Origin of the sequence: Lentzea sp. NPDC051213 (assembly GCF_044455585.1) — a bacterium.
Classification (GTDB): domain Bacteria; phylum Actinomycetota; class Actinomycetes; order Mycobacteriales; family Pseudonocardiaceae; genus Lentzea.
The window spans coordinates 1,370,528-1,388,966 of the sequence record NZ_JBITEX010000002.1 but is presented as its reverse complement, the minus strand read 5'-3'; the positions used below and the strand labels follow the sequence as shown (position 1 = coordinate 1,388,966).

Genomic DNA, 18,439 nt, shown 5'->3' with positions numbered 1-18,439 from the left:
GCTCAAAGTCGACAGAACTCCGTTGCTAGAGTTGCCCGATGTCCTCCCCCGCCAACATGCGGCGCCTCGGCCGGCTGCGCGTGCTGCAGGCGCTGGCCGAAGCCGGCGAGGTCTCGCGCGGCGACCTGGTGCAGCTCACCGCCCTGTCGCGGGCCACGATCAGCTCGCTCATCGCCGACCTGATCCGCGAGGGCGTCGTCCGCGAGGAGATCGCGGCGTCGTCGCGCCCCGGCCGCCCGCCGCTGGTCGTGTCGCTCGCTCCCGCGGCCGGGTACGCCTTCGGGCTCGACCTCGGCCACGACCACGCGCGGCTCGTCCTGAGCGATCTGGCCGGGACGCCGGTGTGGGACGACACCGTCGAGATCGACGTCGACAGCTCCGCCGAGGACACCGTGGCGGCGGCCACCGAGCTCATCGACGCCGCGCTGGAGGACACCGGGATCGACCGCGGCACCGTGCTCGGCCTCGGCGTGGGCATCGCCTGCCCGGTCGACCGGCGCACCGGGGTGCTGCGGGCCGAAGGGATCATGCCTGCCTGGGTCGGCACGAAACCGGCGGAGATGTTCACCGAGCGCACGGGTCTGCGCACGCTGGCGGTCAACGACGCCAACGCGTGTGTCGTCGCCGAGCGGCGCTACGGCGTGGCGCGAGGGTGCGACGACGTGGTCTACCTGCGGTTGTCGGCCGGTATCGGCGCCGGTGTGGTGTGCGACGGGCGGATGCTGCTCGGGCACGACGGCCTGGTCGGCGAGCTCGGCCACATCTCGGTCGACCCGCGCGGCGAGGTGTGCCGGTGCGGCAACCGGGGCTGCCTCGAGACCATCGCGAGCCCGGCCGCGATCGCGAAGCTGTTGTCCCGCAGCTGGGGCCGCCTGGTCACGAACGCCGAGCTGATGGCGCTGGTCGCCGACGGCGATCGCGGGGCGACGCGGGCCGTGGAGGACGCGGGTGACGCGGTGGGCCGCACGCTCGCGATGACCGTCATGACGCTCAACCCCCGGCTGGTCGTCGTCGGTGGTGAGCTGGCAGCGGCCGGGGACGTGCTGTTCGACCCGATCCGCCGGGCGTTGCGGCGCAACTCCGTCGGCGATCTGCACGGTGAGCTGCAGGTCATGGACAGCGCGCTCGGCGATGGCGCGAGCGCCAGGGGCGCGGCGGCGCTGGTTCTCGCGGAGGCGCCCAATCTCCTGACTATTGACAAGGTTTGATCAAAATCCGATAGTTGAAGACCATGCGCTGTGCAACTGTACTGTCACGGAGCGTGGTCGCGATTCTCGTGGTGCTCGGTGTCCTCACGCCACCGGCCCACGCGGTTTCCCTTGTCACCGACCCGGTTTCCCACGTCGACCCGATGATCGGCACCGGCAACGGCGGCGAGACCGTCGGGCAGATCAACAACTTCCCCGGGCCCGCCGTGCCGTTCGGCATGCTCCAGTGGAGCCCGGACACCCCCGGCGCCTACGCGGGCTATTCCTACGACAGCGACAAGATCCGCGGCTTCAGCCTCACGCACGCCTCGGTCGGCTGCACGCAGTACGGCGACATCCCGATCCTGCCGGTCGTCGGCGACATCGGCGCGGCGCCGTGGAACCGCACCGAGAAGTTCTCGCACAGCACCGAAACCGCGCGTGCCGGTGAGTACGCGGTCACGCTGGAGGACTCCAACGTCCGCGTCGACATGACGTCCGCGAACCGCACCGGCCTCGCGGCGCTGAGGTTCCCGGCGTCCGAGCAGGCACGCGTCCTGGTCAAGGCAGGGGCGAGTCTCAACGGCAACAAGGCCGCGTCGCTGCGCACGGTCGGCGACCGTGAGGTCGTCGGATCGGCCACCACCGGTGACTTCTGCGGCAAGCAGCACAGCTACACGATCCACTTCGCGCTGACGTTCGACCGTCCGTTCACGACGGTCGGCAGCTGGGACGGCACGACCGTCACGCCGGGAACCTCGATCGACGTGTCCGGACCGCGGTCCGGCGGATACCTGACGTTCGACACGCGCGCCGACCAGACCGTGCGGGCGAAGGTCGCGATCTCGTACGTCGGCGTCGAGGGTGCCCAGCGCAACATGCGGACCGAGATCCCGGCCTGGGACCTCGCCCCGGTCAAGGCGGCCGCGCGCAAGCAGTGGCACGACAACCTGTCCCGCATCCAGATCGGCGGCGGCACGCCGGAGCAGGTGCGCACGTTCTACACCGCGCTCTACCACTCGCTGCTGTACCCGACGACGTTCAGCGACGTCGACGGCCGCTACATCGGGTTCGACCAGAAGATCTACTCGGTGAAGAGCGGCCAGCGCGCGCAGTACGCGAACTTCTCCCTGTGGGACACCTATCGCTGTCTCGCCGCGCTGCAAGCCCTGCTGCGGCCCGACATCGCGAGTGACCTGGCGCAGTCGCTGGTGAACGACGCCGAGCAGTTCGGCTGGCTGCCGAAGTGGCCGGTCATGAACTCCGAGTCCGGCGTGATGAGCGGCGACAACGCCGTGCCGTTCCTGGCTTCGCTGCACGCTTTCGGCGCGCGGAACTTCGACACCGCGACCGCCTTGCAGTACATGCTGAAGGGCGCCACGACGCCCGCACCACCCGGATTCCCCTACCAGCAACGGCAGGGCGTGGTCGACTACCAGAAGTACGGCTACGTGCCGAACGACCGGTCCGAGCAGGGGCACGTGCGGCTCGGCGGATCACAGACCCTCGAGTACGCGGTAGACGACTTCGCGATCTCCAAGTTCGCCGCGGCACTCGGCAAGCCCGACACGGCGCGCACCTACGCGGGTCGCGCGCAGAACTGGCAGAACGTCTTCGACGGCAGCACCGGGTACCTGCGTCCCAAGGACAGCACCGGAGCGTTCCCGGCCGGCCCCGGTTTCGTGCCGCCGCGGCCCGGTCAGTTCGGGCAGGACGGCTTCGACGAGGGCAACGCCGCGCAGTACAACTACTTCGTCCCGCAGAACATGGCCGGACTCATCAGCGCGATGGGCGGCCGCGACTCGGTCAACAACCGGGCCGACACGTTCTTCCAGCAGCTCAACGTCGGGCCGAACGCGCCCTACCAGTGGTCGGGCAACGAGGTCGACTTCGCGACGCCGTGGCTCTACGACTACACCGGCCAGCCCTGGAAGACCCAGGAGGTCGTGCGCCGCATCGAGAACCAGCTGTTCTCGGCGACCCCGAACGGCGAGCCCGGCAACGACGACCTGGGCGCGCAGTCGTCCTGGTACGTCTGGGCCGCGCTCGGCGCGTACCCGGTCACGCCGGGCACCACGGACCTGGCGCTGGCCAGCCCGTTGTTCCCGAAAGCCGTGATCCACCTGGCGAACGGCCGGTCGATCACGATCAACGCCCCGGCCGCCGCCACCGACCACCCCTACGTCCAGCGGCTCACGCTGAACGGCAGGACGTGGGACCGGACCTCGCTGCCGTCATCGGTGCTGCGGGACGGCGCGACGCTCAACTTCGACCTCTCCGCACAGCCGAACACCGCGTGGGGAACGACTTCCCCTCCACCGTCCTATTCGGAGGGTCAGGTCGGCGCCATCGGCTACACCAGCCCGACCGGCCAGGTGGTCGCGCGCCAGGGCACGTCGTTCCCCGCCACCGTCGGCGCGGTCGACGCCGACGGGCGGCCGGATGTCGTTCGCTGGACGGCCAAACCACCGGCCGGGATCACCGTGACACCGTCGTCCGGGGTGTTGCGCGGCCAGACTCAGGCGATCACGGTCGCGGTCGCGGCCGACACGCCCTCCGGCTATCACCCGGTGCCGGTGACCTTCACCGACGAGAGCGGGCGGGCGCTGCCTGGCGGCACGATCACCGTCACCGTGGCGGCCGCCGACGGCCAGGCGACCGTGTGCACCATCCTCGCTGCCACCGACACCGAGTGCGGGTTGCAGCGGCGGGACAACGACGACGGGCGCAGTGAACCGGTCGACGGCGGCCGCAAGACGTTGAACGGCTACCTGTACTTCGCCGTGACGGACGACCTCGTGCCGGCCGGTTCCGCGCACACCGCCACGATGACCGTCGACTACCTCGACCAGGGCACCGGCACGTGGAACGTGCAGTACGACTCCACCGGCGAGGCCTACAAGGGCAGCGCCTCGGTCACCAACACCGGTACCGGCACGTGGAAGACGGCGACGTTCACGCTCCCGGACGCCGGATTCGGCAACCGGCAGAACGCCGCCGCCGACTTCCGGCTCTCCACCGGTCCCGGGTTCGTGATCGCCAAGGTGCACGTGGCGGTGTCCGGCGGGACCGTCCTGCCGATCCACCTCTGCTGATGTAGTGGTGTGGCTCGGAAGGTTGCCGGGGAATTCGCGGTCAGACGGGTGCATCGCGGTGCCGCCCCACGGCCTCGTACTGGTTTGTACGGGGGCGTGGGAGCGGCGCGAGGCGCCCTGCTGAGCGTGAATCACCCGCCAACGGGCCGGGCCACACCACTAGCCCGGCACACCGCCGAGGAACAGCTCGCCGATCTCCTGGTTGGCCAGCAGTCCCTCGGCGGTGTCCGTGAGCAGCACCCGGCCGCTCTCCATGACCACGCCGTGGGTCGCCAGCCCGAGCCCGAACCGCACGTTCTGCTCCACCAGCAACACCGTCATCCCGGCCGACCGCATGGCCGCGACCGACTCGTTGACCAGCCCGAGCGACCGCGGATCCAGCCCGAGCGACGGTTCGTCGAGCAGCACCACCCACGGGTCGATCATCAACGCGCGGGCGAACTCCACCATGCGGCGCTGCCCGCCGGACAGGTTGCCGGCAGGATCGGAGGCCCGTTCGCCGACGATCGGGAACATCTCGGACAGCTCGTCATACCTGCGGCGCAACAACTCCTTGTCGCGCCGCCGCACGTACCCGCCGAGCAGGACGTTCTCCCGCACGGTCATCGCCGGGAACAGCCCGTTCTGCTGCGGCACCTGCACCACGCCGGCGGTCAGCACGTCGGCCGGGTGGAGGCCGCTGATCACCTTCTCCCCCAGCCGGATCCGGCCGAGCCGCGGCTTCAGCAGCCCGCTGATCGTCCGCAGCACCGTCGACTTCCCGGCACCGTTGGGCCCGACGATGCACGTCACCGAGCCCTCTTCCACGGAGAGGTCCAGGCCCTGCAGCACGTCTCCCGAGCCGTAGCCGGCGAACACACCCTCGATGGTGATCATGAGTTCGTCCCGTGCAACTCGCGGAAGTCGGCACCCAGGTAGGCGTCCAGCACCAGCGGGTCCTGCTGGATCTGCTGCGGTGTGCCGGACGCGATCCGGTGGCCGCCCGCCAGCACGTGCACCTCGTCGCACAGGCTCAGCACCAGTGGCATGTTGTGCTCCACGATCAGGAAGGTGGTCCCGGACGAGTTGAGTTGCCTGATCAGGCCCGCCATCTGCTCGATCTGGGTCGGGTTGATGCCGCCGGCCGGTTCGTCGAGCAGCACGAGGTCCGGGTCGAGCATCAGCACCTGCGCGAGTTCGACGAGCTTCTGCTGGCCGTAGGAGAGGCTTCCGGCGAGTTTGTCGGCGTAGTCGGCGAGACCGATGAAGTCCAGCAGTTCCTCGGCTTTCTCCGGCCGGCGGGCGCCGGCGAGCAGGTTCTCCCGCACGGTCAGGCGCGGGAAGAGCCGGGTCAGCTGGTAGGTCCGCGCGAGCCTGGCACCCGGCAACGAGATCGTGCCGGAGTCGGCGCGCAGCGTGCCGTGGATCAGGTTGAACACCGTGGTCTTGCCGGAGCCGTTCGGGCCGATCAGACCGGTGATCGAGCCGCGCCTGACGTCGAACGAGCACCCGTCGAGCACCCGCAGTCCGCCGAAGCTCTTGTGCAGGTCGGTGACCTCCAGCAACGCCGGACCGATCGTCCGCGGACCGACGGGTTCGGCGACCGGCAGGTTCTCGAGGCGCTTGCCGACCGGCGCGGTCATGGGCGTCCGCTTCAGGCGTTTCTGGATCTCCGGCAGGATGCCGTGGGGCAGGAACAGCACGACGAGCAGCAGCACGCCACCGAACAGCACCAGCCGCCACGCACCCGCGTCGGGTCCGGTGAACTGCTGGTTGGTCCACTGGGAGAACGGCTCGACCAGCAGGGCTCCGAGCACCGGGCCCCACAGCGTGCCGGCACCGCCGAGCAGTGCCGCGAGGACCAGGGTGATGCTCGCGACGACGGTGAACATCGCCCGCGGGTCCAGGAACGACAGGTAGTAGCCGTAGATCCCGCCCGCGACGCCGATCGGCACGCTGCTGGCGACGAACGCGAGCAGCTTGTGGCGCGGGGTGTTGATGCCGAGTCCCGCGGCCTTCTCCTCGTCGTCGCGGATCGCCAGCAGGCCGATCCCGAACTTGCTCCGGCGGATCGCCCACGACATCAGGACGGTCAAGGCAAGCAGCCCGAGCAGCACGTAGTAGAACGGCCAGTTGGCGTAGGCGGCGTCCCACGTCGGGATCGCCAGCACCAGGCCGTGGCTGCCGTTGGTCAGCGAAGACCAGTTGACCGCAACGATTCCGAGCAGAGCCAGCAGTGCGAACGTCACGATGATGAACACCGTGCCCCTCGCCCGTGCGGTCAGCAGGCCGAGCAACGCCGCCAGCACACCCGCGGCGACCCCGCCGAGCGGCGCGGTGAGGAAGGGCGAGATCTCCCAGGCGTTGGCGAGAATGCCCGTGGTGTACGCACCGAGACCGAGGAAAGCGCTCTGCCCCAACGAGATGTACCCGGTGTAGCCGCCCATGATGTTCCACCCGCTGGCCATGATCGCCAGCAGGAACACCATGATCAGCATGTTCTGGTAGTAGCTGTCCACGAAGAACGGCGGCACGCACGCCACCACCAGTGCGGCCAGCGGAAGGAGCTTTTTCATACCGCCATCACGTCCCTTCGGACCGCACGGCCGAAGATCCCCTGTGGACGGACCAGCAGCACGACGATGATCACCACGAACGGCACGGCTGTGGCCCAGGCGGTGGAGAGGTAGGTCGTGGTCATGGTCTCCGCGATGCCGAAGAGCAACGCGCCGGCAAGTCCACCGGCGAGGCTGCCCATGCCGCCCAGCACGACGATCGCGAGGCCGATGCCGATCCACCGGTCACCCGAGTCCGGCGTGAACGGCGCCAGCACCGCCACGATCGACCCGGCCGCGCCGGTCAGCGCGACCCCGATCGCGTACGTCGCGACGTTGACCCGCTCGACGCGGATGCCGGTCAGGGTCGCCCCTGTCGGGTTCGCCGCCGCGGCGCGCACTCCCCTGCCGAGCCAGGTTCCGTTGAGCAGCAGGTACAACGCACCGAGCAGCACGCACGCGACGACAAATCCGATCGCCTGCACGGTCGGGAACACGATCGGCCCGACCCGGAACGCGGAGTTCACGTAGGACGGTGTCACGTTGTGCGGCTCGGCGCCCCACACCAGTGCGAGCACGCCCTCGATGATCATCGCCAGAGCCAGCGTGGCCAGGATGATCGACGCCTCACCGCCGCGCCAGGCGAACCGCATGACCCCTTGGTAGAGCACGCATCCGACGGCGAACAGGACCGTGCACACCAGCGGGATCGCCAGGAACGGATCCAGCCCGGTGGAGTCCCAGATGGTGTAGGTGAGGAACGCGGCGGCGACCATCAGGCCGCCGTGCGCGAGGTTCACGATCCGCATCACGCCGAAGATCAGCGAGAGGCCGGACGACGCCAGTGCGTACACACCGCCGACGAGCAGCCCGAACACGAGCGACTGCAGGAACGTGATCACGTCAGCCCGCCCATCCGGGCTTCGGGCGGACGACGTTCTGCGTTGTCGCCGCCTCGGCCGGCGCGACCACCTCGATCTGGCCCTTCTGCCACTGCACCAGCAACATCGACGCCTTCGGCACCCCGCGCTCGTCCCACGCCAGCGTCCCGGAGACCGTCGGCACGGAGTTGGCGTGCAGCCACTGCGCGATGGCGTCCTGGTCGATCTTCCCGACGGCCTTCACCCCGGCCTCCAGCACCTGGGTCGCCGTGTAGGACGAGGCCCCGTCCTCGGTCGGTTCCTCGTTGAACTGGGCCTTGTACGCCTCGACGAACTCGGCGTTGCCCGGCGTCTTGGCCTTCGGGTGCCAGGCGGCCGTGGTGAAGATGCCCTCGGTGTTGTTCTTGCCGATGCCGTCGGGGAACGTCAGCGGGTCGGACGGCGACTTGGTCTGGAACAGGAACTTCGGGCTGAACCCGACCTTCTGGAACGACCTGATCATGCCGACGCCGTCCGCGGCCACCGCGCCGTGCACCACGAGGTCCGGTGCGGCCTGCGCGATCGTCGAGGCCATCGCGTCGAAGTTCGCCGTGTCCGCCGGGTAGTTCGAGCTGTGGACCGTGCGGATCCCGAGCGCCTCGAACTTCTGCTGGAAGATCTGCACCACCACGTCCGCGCTCGGGTCGTTCTGCGTCGAGTACGCGGCGGTCTTCGGGCGCTCGTCGGCCGGGAGCTTCGTGAGGTAGTCCACGAACCGGTCCGGCACGTCCTTGGTCGTGCCCGGCTGGGCGAAGAAGAGCTTCTTGAGGCCTCGTTCGAAGATCTCCGCCGCGCCGCCGGACGGTTCGATGTAGAGCATGCCGTGCCGCTCGGCGATCGTGGACGCCGGCAGGTTGAGGAACGACGAGAACGTGCCGAGCAGCAGGTCCACCCGGTCCTGGCTGATCAGCCGGTTGTAGTTGGCCACCACGGTGTTCTGGTCGAAGCCGTCGTCGAGCACGACGAACTCGACCTGCCTGCCGAGCAGGCCGCCGGCCGCGTTGATCTTCTTCTGCCAGGCCTGGTAGCCCTGGTAGCCGGGTTTGGACACGTCCGCGACCGGTCCGGTCAGCGGCAGCGACGCGCCGATCCGGAGTGGGCCGGTGCTGCCTCCTGTGCCGGATGTTCCGGCGTTGCACGCGGTCAGGAGGACGGCACCGGAGCCGAGGAGGAAGGTGCGCCTGCTGAGTTCTGGGATGCGCCGTTGCATGAGGGGTTCTCCAGTCAGGGCTGTGCAGATCAGTTCTGGGCTGGGTAGTGCACGCCGGTGAGGCCCGGCACGATGACCTTCGCCGGGTCGTTGTCGTTGGCCACCAGCTGTTCCACGGCGAAGTCGGTGACTGCGGCGGACAACAGCTGGCGCGGGTCCTCGAGCACCAGGCGCAGCCTGCCGACGAGGGCCTCGAAGTCGTTCGCTGAGTGGATGACGGACGTGGTGTGGCCGTCGGGTTCGAAGCGGGGGTGACCCGGGAACATCGTGCCGCCGAGCTCGACGGTCGCCCTGATGCTGGACCAGAGCGTGCGCAGTCCGGTCTCCATCGCCGCCACGTGCGAGACGTCGCCGTTGACGGGAGTGTCGAACACGGGTGCGTGTGGTGCCATGTAAAGCCGTTCGAGCGGGAGCTTGCCGCGGGCGGCGCCGAGGATGAACGTGGCGACGCTGCTGGTGTTCCAGGTGACGCCCGCGGTCGGCCTGCCCTGCCTGCCCGCGATGAGCACCATCGCGTTCGGCCAGTCGAGGTCCCACTCGTCGAGCCACCGCAGCACCCGGTGCGCGGCGTCCATGCCGGCCAGGAAGAACGTCGCCACCATCATGTGGTTGATGGGGACGGGGGTGCCCTCGAGGTAGTCCCGGTGCAGCGTCTCCGCCGACAGGTAGTCCTCTTCGGACAGTGCACGCTTGAGATATCTCGTGGTGACCGCGCACGAGTAGTCGACCATGTCCGCGATCTGCTGCTCCATGCCGCGGAACGCGTCCACCGCCAGCACGTCCTGCCACAGACCGGCGCTGTTGGCCTCGCGGGCCTTCTGCACGTCGGCCAGCAGCTGCTCGCCGTCGCGCCGCCACGCGTCGTCACCGCGCATCTCGCGGATCATCACGAGCGAGCCGACCGCCGGTCCGAGGTGCGAGATCGCGGTCAGCTCCTTGAAGCCGCGGGCGCCGAGCCGGAAGCTCTCGACCTCCGGCGGCCACCCGGAGCCGGGGAACAGCGCGATGTCCCGCCCGGTCGCGACGATCAGCGGGTCGTCCTTGGCGAGGTCGCGGTGGGCCTGCGCCAGACGCACACCGATGGTGTCCGAACCGCCGGTGTAGGTCTCGAACAAGGCAACGAGCTCAGGGCTGGTCATGGCGTCCACCGGTAGATCACTGTGTCGGTGCGGAACCGGACGTCCTCGGTGAGGCTGTTGGAGATGGCGACCAGCGGTTCGACGCCGTACACGGACACGGCCGTGCCGCCCGAGGTCGGGAAAGTCTCGGCGACGGTCAGCTCCTCGCCGTTCCACTCGTAGATCTGCGAGGCGAGCCGCGTGACCGGGTTCTCGCGTGGACCGGTGATGAAGTTGACGCGGATCAGGTGACGCCCGAACACCGCCCACTCCCGGCCGCCGGGACCGTCGAGGACCTGGTGCAGCGTGAACACACCGTTGTCCCAGCGGTAGAGCAGCGAGTCGTTGTCGATCACCGCGACCGCGAGGTAGAGCCGGCCGTCCGCGTGGAAGGTCGCGAACGCCCGTCCGCCGGACCTCGCCAGGGTCTGGTGTTCCACGAACCGGTCGCCGTTCCAGCGGAACAACACCGAGCGCACGACGTGGTCCGCGTGCGCCAGGTAGTGCTCGTCGCCGGCCACGAAGTGGTGCCAGTTGTAGGACCACTGCGAGTCGATCACCTGGAACGGCACGAACTCGGTGCCGTTCCACTCGAAGATCACCGATGCCCGGTTCTCCTCCGGCCGCACGGCGACGCCCTGCGCTAGGGCGAGGAAGTCCCGGTCGCCGATCGCGAAGTGCTTCCACTGCTTGGCCGCGTATGTCGGGATCTCCTGGAAGGGCAGGAACTTCTCGCCGTCCCAGCGGTGGATCACCGAGTTGATCGCGTACTCGTACGGCCCGCATCCGGTCCTGATGCTCGCGGCGGCCAGGAAGACCTCGCCGCCGATGCTGAAGACCTCGGCGTCCTCCCCGCCCGGTGCGGGGATGCGCTGGTACTCGGTGTAGCCGTCCGCCTCGCGGAGGAGCACCAGGAGGTCCGTGACGCTGTCGCCGCCGTTCATGCCCGGCGGGGTGCCCTCGGCGTCCATCGCGAGCTGCGGGATCGCCAGGAACTCCTGGTCACCGATGGTGAACGGCGTGACGCCGCGGGCGCCCGACGTGGGTATCCGCCACAGCTCGGTCAGAAGAGACACGCGCCACCTCGTTCGACGTTGGGGACTGAGTGTTGAATCTGAATTCATTTTCACGGTAGCGTCGGCCACGGCTGTGACGCAAGCAACGATCGGGAGGCGACAGGTGAGCTCGTTCCTGCAGCGGCTGCACGAGGGCAGGCCGACGCTGATGCTGTCGATCCGCAGCGCCCGGACCCCGGACGTCGTGCGGATCGCCAGGGCGACCGGTCACCACGCGGTGATGATCGACCTGGAGCACTCCACGATGCCGCTGGACGTCGCCGCCCAGCTCGCCGCGACCGCCGCCGACCTGGGGCTGACACCGTTCGTGCGGGTCCAGGAGCGGGAGTACGGCGCGATCGGCCGGCTCCTCGACTGCGGGGCGCAGGGCATCGTGGCCCCCCGCGTCGACACGGCACTGGAAGCCCGGACCGTCGCCCGTGCCTGCCGGTTCCCGCCGCGCGGGCAGCGATCTCAGCTCTCGATGGTCCCCGCGCTGGACCTGCGCCCGACCCCCGCGACCGAGCTCAACCCGTGGCTCGACGACACGACGATCGTGCAGATCCTCGTCGAGACCCCGGACGGCATCGCCGGCTCGGACGAGATAGCCGCGATCGACGGCGTCGACATGCTCGGCATCGGCGCGAACGACCTCACCGCCGAGCTGGGCTTTCCCGGCGACTACCGGTACATCGCCGATCACGTCGCCACGGTGGCCGAGTCGTGCCGCGCGCACGGCAAGTTGCTACAGCTCGGCGGCGTCGGCGACCTCGAGCTGCTGAAGTCGCTGCTCCCCCTGGGCGTCTGCCCGCTGTTCATGACCGGCACCGACACCGATCTGCTGTATTCCGGCACGTCCGCGCGCGCCGGACTGATCCTGAAGGAGTTCGCGTGACGATCGCGCAGACCACGCCGATGCGACCGGCGGACAGCAACACCAAGCCCACGTTCGTCGTCCCGCCGGGCAGCTGCGACACGCACTTCCACGTGTTCGAGGCCGGTTACCCCCACGTCGACGACCCGCAGTACACGTTCCCGGACGCCACGCTCGAGCAGTACCTCGCCGTCACCCGGTTCCTGGGCATCGAGCGGATGGTCCTGGTCCAGCCGACCTTCTACGGCAACGACAACAGCCTCACCCTCGACGTGCTGGAGAAGCTGGGCGACCGGTGCCGCGCGGTCGTGCGCATCGAGGACGACATGACCGGCGCCGAACTGGACCGGTTCCACGAGCTGGGCGTGCGCGCCATCCGGCTCGACCTCTTCGCCCGCGCCGGCTGGCCGGTACCCGCGCTGATCGACTACATCGAGCAGATGGCGGCGCGTGCCCGCCCCCGAGGCTGGCACCTGCAGTTCTACACGCCGGGCGCGGTCCTCGAACGCCTGCTGAACTTCCTGCCGCGCCTGCACGTGCCGTACGTCGTCGACCACATGGGATACGGCCTCGACACGGTGGAGCTGCTGGCGCTGCTCGCCCAGGGCAACTGCTGGATCAAGCTGTCCGGCGCGTACCGGCTCGCCAAGAACCTGCCCCTGTCCACTGTGGAACCCCTGGCGCAGGCGCTGGCCGACGCACGGCCCGACCGGCTGCTGTGGGGTTCGGACTGGCCGCACCTGCCCAACGGCCAGCGCGACACCGGCGAACTGCTCAACCTGCTCCCCCGCTGGACGCCCGCCGACCTGCGGCGGATCCTCGTCGACTCCCCCGAGGAGCTGTTCTTCTCGTGACCAGGGCGGCGGAGGACTTCAAACAGGCCGCGCGCCGGGTGTTCGCGAGGCAGGGCTACACCCTCACGAAGATCACCGACATCACCGAGGAGGCGGGCAGGGCCGCCGGCGGGATCTACCGGTACTTCGAGTCCAAGTCGGCCCTGCTCAAGGCACTCGCCGACGACTTCCTCGCAGCACGGCGCTCGCACGTCGTGCACTCGTCCGGTGATCACCACACCATGACGACGGAGGAAGACGTCCGCAAGCACGTCCAGGCGTACTGCCAGACCTACCGCGACTACCTGCCGGAGATGGTCGCGATCTACGAGGCGGCCGCGTCCGACCCGCGGTTCGCCCTGGTCCGCGAGCAGATCAGGGACGCCGACCTGAAGATCTGGCGCGACCACGTCGCCGAGACGCGCGCCCGCTTCGGCAGGCCGGTCGCCGACGCGGCGGGAATCGCGTTGATGATCATCAGCCTGCTGGAGCTCTACTGCTACAACGCGCTGCACCTCGGCACGACCAAGGCCGACGAGGACGCGCTCGCGGCGTTCATCTACGGCGGCATGACCCACTAACTCCCGAGCAGCCTCGCCACGCCGTAGTCGAACCGGGCGTCGAAGGAGTCGTTCATCAGCGGCGAGCCGACCTTGGCCAGTGCCGGGTAGCCGCTGAAATCGGCGGTGATCGTGCCCGGACTCGTCTGCTCCTCCTGGGTGAGGCCGAGGCTGAAGTAGACGAGCGCCCAGCACAGCCGGGCGGCCTCCGGTTCCGCGTGCCCGGCCTCGAGCAGCGCACCGACGATCGCCTCCGCGACCCGGAAGGTGTTGCCGGTGCCGGTGAACGTGCCCGCGACCAGCCTGCCGCCGTCCCGGTGGGCGAGCATCGCCGCCCGGTACCGGCCGATCACCACCCGGACCCGGCCGACCGGATCTGCGGGCAGGTCGTCGACGCCGACCTCGCCGATGATCGCGTCCGCCATGGTCTCGATCAGGCTCTGCTTGGTCCTGACGTAGTGGCTGACCGAGTTGAGGTGCGACCCGAGCGTGCGTGCCACTCCCCGCAGCGACAACCCTTCGAGTCCCTCGCGTTCGAGGGTGGCGAAGGCGGCCGAGATGACGTCGTCCTGGGTCCAGCGCATGGCCGGAATCCTACGAAGTCAGACGCCGAACGCTGCCCTGGACACGTCGTCCCAGCGCCGCCACTCGTCCAGCCTGGCCTCGTACTCCTTCGTGATCACGGCCAGCGGCCCCTCACCGAAGAAGATCCGCAACGGCGGCTGCTCGGCGTCGACGACCTTCAGGATCGCCTCACGCGTGGCCCCGGGGTCGCCGCGCCTGCCCGACGGCCGGGCCATGGCCGCGCGGAAGTCGTCGTAGACCGGGGACCGCTCGGCCTGCACCGCGGACGGTCCGGCCCAGTCGGTGGCGTACCCGGCGGGCTCGACCAGCGTGACCTTGATGCCGAAGTCCTTCACCTCGGCGGCGAGGCTCGCGGTGAACCCCTCCAGGCCGAACTTCGACGCGTGGTAGATCCCCAGGCCCGGCAACGAGAAGACGCCCGCGATCGACGACACCTGGATGATGTGCCCTGATCCGCGCTCGCGCAGGTGCGGCAGCACGGCCTGAGTCACCCACAGCGGCCCGTAGAGGTTGACGTCGACCTGGTCGCGGGCCTGTTGCTCGGACACCTCCTCGACCATGCCGAACAGGCCGTAGCCGGCGTTGTTGACGACCACGTCGAGCGCGCCGAAGTGGTCGATCGCCTGCTGCACGGCCTTGAACACCGCGCCGCGGTCGGTGACGTCGAGCTGGATCGGCAGCAGGGCGTCGGGGTACTGGGCGACCAGGTCGTCGAAGGCGCCGGTGGATCGGCTGATCGCGGCGACCCGGTCACCGCGGTCGAGCGCGGCCTCCGTCCACTCGCGACCGAAGCCCTTCGAAGCGCCTGTGATGAACCACGTCTTGGACATGATGATCTTCCTCTCGTTCACGGAATGACGGCGAAGGCGTCGATCTCGATGAGCCACTCAGGCGCGCCGAGCGCCTCTACGCCGAGGAATGTGCTGGCAGTGCGCGGCCAGTCGGCGCCGAAGACCCGGCGGCCGGCCGCGAAGATCGGGCCGACCAGCTCTGGCCGGTGACCGACGACGTGCACGGTGTACTTGAGCAGGCCGGCGGGACCGCAGCCGGCGGCCTCCAGCGCGACTTTCAGGTTCTGGAACGCCTGCTCGGCCTGGGCGGCGTGGTCTCCCTCGCCGACGAGCTCGCCTTCGGCGTCGACGGCGATCTGGCCGGCAATCGCGACGACGGCGGAGCCGCGGCCGATGGCGATGTGGTGGTAGATGCCGAGCACCGGCGGTGCCAGCTCGGGCGGGTCGATGTGCTCCACGGTCATCGTCGTTGCCTCTCAAGGAGTTCGTAGTCGGGCAGTTCGAACCGGTTGGACAGCTGAACCTGGCCGCGCATCGCGAAGTCGGCGGCCGGCAGGAGTTCCAGGCCGCGCAGCACCGCCCGGCGGGCCAGAATCCCCAGCCACGTCCTGGGGGCCATGGCCGCGCCGTTGCCCTGGCCGAACCGCTGGACCTGCTCGATCCACGGCCGCAGCCGCGCTTCGTAAGCACGGAGCCCGGCCGCGTGATCGCCGTCGGCGCGGGCCAGCTCACCGGCGAGGACGTACGCGCCGACGAGCGCGATGGTCGTGCCGTGGCCGGACAACGGTGATGCGCTGTAGGCGGCGTCGCCGACCAGGCCGACGCGGCCGCGCGACCAGGCGGGCAGCAGCACCTGGCTGGCCGAGTCGAAGTAGAAGTCGGTCGCCTGGTCCAGCCCGGCGAGCATCCGCCCGGCCTCCCAGCCCATGCCGGCCTGCTTGCAGCGGACCACGGTCTTGAGCGCGTCGAGATCGCGGTAGTCGTAGGCGAACGCCTCCGAGGTGAAGGCCGTGAACGCCATCACCGCGTTGTTGTCGTGGATCGCCCGCATGCCGACCGTGCGGCCGGGTTCGGAGTAGACCTCGGTCCAGTTCCGCAGCCCGAGGTGGTTCTCGGCGGTCCAGAACGACAGGTACATGCCCAGGTGCCGCAACGCGACCGGCCCGAACAGCAGCCGCCGCACACCGGAGTGCAGGCCGTCCGCGCCGATCACGACGTCGAACGCCCGCTCCTGCGCCCGTTCGAACGCGACGTGCACGCCGTCCGGCTGTTCGTCCAGGGCGGTGATCCTGTCCCCGAACACGTACTCGACGTCGGCGCACGTCGCGTCGTAGAACACCCCGGACAGCGCGCCACGCAGGATCTCGATCTCCACGACCGCCCCGTTTCCGCCTTGGTCGCCCGCTCGCGTCGACGCCTGCCGGCGACCGTCCGCGCCCACCAGGGACAGGCCGTCCGCCGCCGTGGTCGCCGCCCGCACCGCTTCCCCGAGGCCGGACCTGGCCAGCACCTCGTGCGCGGCCCTGCCCCGGACGTCGACCAACTGCCCGCCGCTGCGCAGTTCCGGCGCCAGTTCGACGACCGTCACTTCGGCCCCGTAGCGCGCCAGCCAGAACGCGAGCGACGGCCCGGCGATGCTCGCTCCCGAGATCAGGACTCTTGTGCCCTGCACGTCGACCTCCCCAACCAGACTTGGTCACTGACCAACTCCAGTAAACTTGGTCAGTGACCAAGTGTCAACCGGACCGGGAGGCGCGGCGATGAATCCGAATTCATTTTCATGCGCTACGCTGGGTGGACCGGCCGTCACCGCAGCCTCTCCACCTGGAGATACCGTGTTCGAACCCCGATGTGCGAAGGTCACCGGGTGACCGCCGAGCGAGCTGCAGACCGGGTCGCCGAACGTCTGACGGCGCTCGACGAGTTGTTGCGCGAGCGCGACGGCCTCCTCACCGTCATGGACCGGGTGGTCGCCCTGCACGGCACGGCCAGGTTGATCAGGAACATGGTGGGTGCCGACTCCGGGTTCGTCGCCGACATGGAGACCCCGGACCGGGCCGTGGTCAGGTGGATGTCCGGCACCAGGACCGACCAGCTGCAGAACCTCGTCGTGCCGATCGGCCAGGGCATCGGCGGCCGCGTGCTCGCGACCGGCACGGCCCAGCGGGTCACCGACTACATCAGCTCGTCCTCGATCACCCACCACTTCGACGCCCAGGTGCGGCACGAAGGCATCGGCGGGATGCTCACGGTGCCGATCATCGACCGGGACGGCCGGACGCTGGCCATCGCCTACGCCGCCATGCGCAAGTCGGCCTCGTTCGGCGACTTCGCGGTCGACCGGATGCACGAGATCGCCGGGCAGGCCGCCACCGCGTTGCGCATCGCCGAGGCGACCGAGGCGCGCGAAACCGATGCGGTCGCGGCCGAACGGCAGCGCATGCAGAGCGCCCTGCACGACTCCGTCGGCGCGATGCTGTTCCTGATCGGCGTCCAGGTCCGCGATCTGCACCGGTCCATTGAGGACAATCCCGCGATGGCGGACAGGCTGCGGCGGCTCGAGTGCGACGTCTCCGCGGCGTCCAACGCCCTGCGCGAGTCGTTGCTCGTGATGGCCGACACGACGCCGGAACGGGCGCTACCGGTGGAGATCGCCGAGTACGTCCGGTCGTTCGAGGCGCGCTCCGGCGTGCCCGCGCGGTTCGTGCAGCTCGGCAACGTGGCGCCGCTCGACGCCGAACGCACGGCGTTGCTCGTGGCGGTGGTTCGCGAAGGCCTGCTGAACATCGAGAAACACGCCAATCCCCAGTCGGTGATCGTCAGTCTCGGCTCGTGCGAGGACGGTGGTGTGCACGTGGTCGTCGCCGACGACGGCACGGGAGACGCGGCCGGCACCCCCGGCAGCGGCCTGGGCATCAGGACGCTCGCCGAACGTGCGGTGCGGCTGGGCGGGCAGGTGAGTCTGGTGCGCGATGACGACGGAGGCTGCACACTGCGCGGGTGGCTGCCTCGATGACGGCGAGCGTGTTCGTGGTGGACGACCACCCGGTCGTGCGCGACGGCGTGACACTGCTCCTGCAGAGCGATCCGACCCTGCGGATCATCGGGTCCGCCGAGTCCGGCCGGGCCGCGATCGAGCGGATCACCCAGCTCAAGCCCGACCTCGTCCTGCTCGACCTGCGGCTGCCGGACATGCTGGCGCCCGAGGTGATAGCGGAGCTGCGCAAGGTCCACCCGCCCGGCAAGATCGTCGTGTTCACCGCGCACGCCGACCACCACGGCATCACGACGTCGCTGGAGGCGGGGGCGAACGGCGCTCTGGTCAAGGACGTCGCGGGCACCGACCTGATGGCGGCACTGCGGCAGGTGCTGCGCGGCGAACGCGTCATCGATCCGCGGATCGCGCCGCACCACGCCCAGCGCTCGGAAGCGTTGGCACGCAGCGGGTTGACCCGCCGCGAGTACGAGGTGCTCCGCCACGCCGCCCAGGGCCGCACGAACCCCGAGATCGCCGAGTCGACCGGCCTCACCCGCAACACCGTGAAGACCTACCTGCAGTCCGCTCTGCACAAGCTGGGCGCCCGCAACAGGGTCGAGGCGATCGGCAAGGCCAGCGAAGCCGGGTTGTTATAAGGAACGTCTCCACCTGGGGGTGTGAACGCACGCCAGGTTCTCCG

17 protein-coding genes are annotated in these 18,439 nt (G+C 69.5%); 7 read left to right on the top strand and 10 right to left on the bottom strand.

Annotated elements, in window-relative coordinates; translation table 11 throughout:
• Positions 1 to 38: 38 nt before the first annotated feature.
• Positions 39 to 1,208 (top strand): ROK family transcriptional regulator, encoded by a 1,170-nt coding sequence (locus tag ACIA8G_RS13025; protein WP_396418589.1) that lies wholly within the window; start codon positions 39 to 41, stop codon positions 1,206 to 1,208.
• A 53-nt stretch (positions 1,209 to 1,261) separates the two neighbouring features.
• Positions 1,262 to 4,282 carry a GH92 family glycosyl hydrolase gene (locus ACIA8G_RS13020; RefSeq protein ID WP_396418588.1) on the top strand — a complete coding sequence of 1,007 codons (3,021 nt, stop codon included), beginning with the start codon at positions 1,262 to 1,264 and terminating at the stop codon, positions 4,280 to 4,282.
• A 159-nt stretch (positions 4,283 to 4,441) separates the two neighbouring features.
• On the opposite strand, the gene ACIA8G_RS13015 is transcribed toward ACIA8G_RS13020, so the two are convergent.
• The 6 genes from ACIA8G_RS13015 to ACIA8G_RS12990 are packed head-to-tail and all read right to left on the bottom strand — an operon-like array spanning position 4,442 to position 11,140.
• The gene (locus ACIA8G_RS13015; protein ID WP_396418587.1) at positions 4,442 to 5,158 is read right to left on the bottom strand and encodes an ABC transporter ATP-binding protein; all 717 of its coding nucleotides are present in this window, start codon (positions 5,156 to 5,158) and stop codon (positions 4,442 to 4,444) included.
• Positions 5,155 to 6,837 (bottom strand): branched-chain amino acid ABC transporter ATP-binding protein/permease, encoded by a 1,683-nt coding sequence (locus ACIA8G_RS13010; protein WP_396418586.1) that lies wholly within the window; start codon positions 6,835 to 6,837, stop codon positions 5,155 to 5,157. The genes ACIA8G_RS13015 and ACIA8G_RS13010 overlap by 4 nt, the downstream gene beginning before the upstream one ends.
• Complete coding sequence (locus ACIA8G_RS13005; protein ID WP_396418585.1) at positions 6,834 to 7,718, bottom strand: branched-chain amino acid ABC transporter permease; 885 nt, start codon at positions 7,716 to 7,718, stop codon at positions 6,834 to 6,836. The genes ACIA8G_RS13010 and ACIA8G_RS13005 overlap by 4 nt, the downstream gene beginning before the upstream one ends.
• 1 nt (position 7,719) lies before the next feature.
• Positions 7,720 to 8,946, bottom strand: coding sequence for an amino acid ABC transporter substrate-binding protein (locus ACIA8G_RS13000; protein ID WP_396418584.1), 1,227 nt, complete (start codon positions 8,944 to 8,946; stop codon positions 7,720 to 7,722).
• Between the two features lie 29 nt (positions 8,947 to 8,975).
• Positions 8,976 to 10,085, bottom strand: a complete 1,110-nt coding sequence (locus ACIA8G_RS12995) for a DUF5624 domain-containing protein (protein WP_396418583.1) — start codon at positions 10,083 to 10,085, stop codon at positions 8,976 to 8,978.
• The gene (locus ACIA8G_RS12990) at positions 10,082 to 11,140 is read right to left on the bottom strand and encodes a hypothetical protein (RefSeq protein WP_396418582.1); all 1,059 of its coding nucleotides are present in this window, start codon (positions 11,138 to 11,140) and stop codon (positions 10,082 to 10,084) included. The genes ACIA8G_RS12995 and ACIA8G_RS12990 overlap by 4 nt, the downstream gene beginning before the upstream one ends.
• A gap of 103 nt (positions 11,141 to 11,243) precedes the next feature.
• Between ACIA8G_RS12990 and ACIA8G_RS12985 the strand changes: the two genes are divergently transcribed.
• From ACIA8G_RS12985 to ACIA8G_RS12975, 3 genes are read left to right on the top strand one after another with little or no spacing between them, the layout of a single operon-like run.
• The gene (locus tag ACIA8G_RS12985; protein ID WP_396418581.1) at positions 11,244 to 12,014 is read left to right on the top strand and encodes an HpcH/HpaI aldolase/citrate lyase family protein; all 771 of its coding nucleotides are present in this window, start codon (positions 11,244 to 11,246) and stop codon (positions 12,012 to 12,014) included.
• On the top strand, positions 12,011 to 12,847 hold the full coding sequence (locus ACIA8G_RS12980) for an amidohydrolase family protein (RefSeq protein ID WP_396418580.1): 837 nt from the start codon (positions 12,011 to 12,013) through the stop codon (positions 12,845 to 12,847). The genes ACIA8G_RS12985 and ACIA8G_RS12980 overlap by 4 nt, the downstream gene beginning before the upstream one ends.
• On the top strand, positions 12,844 to 13,407 hold the full coding sequence (locus ACIA8G_RS12975; protein WP_396418579.1) for a TetR/AcrR family transcriptional regulator: 564 nt from the start codon (positions 12,844 to 12,846) through the stop codon (positions 13,405 to 13,407). The genes ACIA8G_RS12980 and ACIA8G_RS12975 overlap by 4 nt, the downstream gene beginning before the upstream one ends.
• On the opposite strand, the gene ACIA8G_RS12970 is transcribed toward ACIA8G_RS12975, so the two are convergent.
• The 4 genes from ACIA8G_RS12970 to ACIA8G_RS12955 are packed head-to-tail and all read right to left on the bottom strand — an operon-like array spanning position 13,404 to position 16,434.
• Complete coding sequence (locus tag ACIA8G_RS12970) at positions 13,404 to 13,970, bottom strand: TetR/AcrR family transcriptional regulator C-terminal domain-containing protein (protein ID WP_396418578.1); 567 nt, start codon at positions 13,968 to 13,970, stop codon at positions 13,404 to 13,406. The two genes, ACIA8G_RS12975 and ACIA8G_RS12970, sit on opposite strands and share 4 nt — an antisense overlap.
• 18 nt (positions 13,971 to 13,988) lie before the next feature.
• Entirely contained in the window at positions 13,989 to 14,801 is an 813-nt protein-coding gene (locus tag ACIA8G_RS12965) for an SDR family oxidoreductase (RefSeq protein WP_396418577.1), read from the bottom strand.
• 17 nt (positions 14,802 to 14,818) lie between these two features.
• Positions 14,819 to 15,226, bottom strand: coding sequence for a RidA family protein (locus ACIA8G_RS12960; RefSeq protein ID WP_396418576.1), 408 nt, complete (start codon positions 15,224 to 15,226; stop codon positions 14,819 to 14,821).
• A complete protein-coding gene (locus ACIA8G_RS12955) occupies positions 15,223 to 16,434 on the bottom strand; it encodes an FAD-dependent monooxygenase (protein ID WP_396418575.1) in 1,212 nt (403 codons plus the stop codon). Before ACIA8G_RS12955 ends, ACIA8G_RS12960 begins: the two co-directional genes overlap by 4 nt.
• 195 nt (positions 16,435 to 16,629) lie before the next feature.
• Here ACIA8G_RS12955 and ACIA8G_RS12950 point away from each other — a divergent pair, with 195 nt between their 5' ends.
• Together ACIA8G_RS12950 and ACIA8G_RS12945 are read left to right on the top strand one after the other, a co-directional pair.
• Entirely contained in the window at positions 16,630 to 17,778 is a 1,149-nt protein-coding gene (locus ACIA8G_RS12950) for a GAF domain-containing protein (RefSeq protein WP_396418574.1), read from the top strand.
• Complete coding sequence (locus ACIA8G_RS12945; RefSeq protein ID WP_396418703.1) at positions 17,775 to 18,395, top strand: response regulator; 621 nt, start codon at positions 17,775 to 17,777, stop codon at positions 18,393 to 18,395. The genes ACIA8G_RS12950 and ACIA8G_RS12945 overlap by 4 nt, the downstream gene beginning before the upstream one ends.
• Positions 18,396 to 18,439 lie beyond the last annotated feature (44 nt).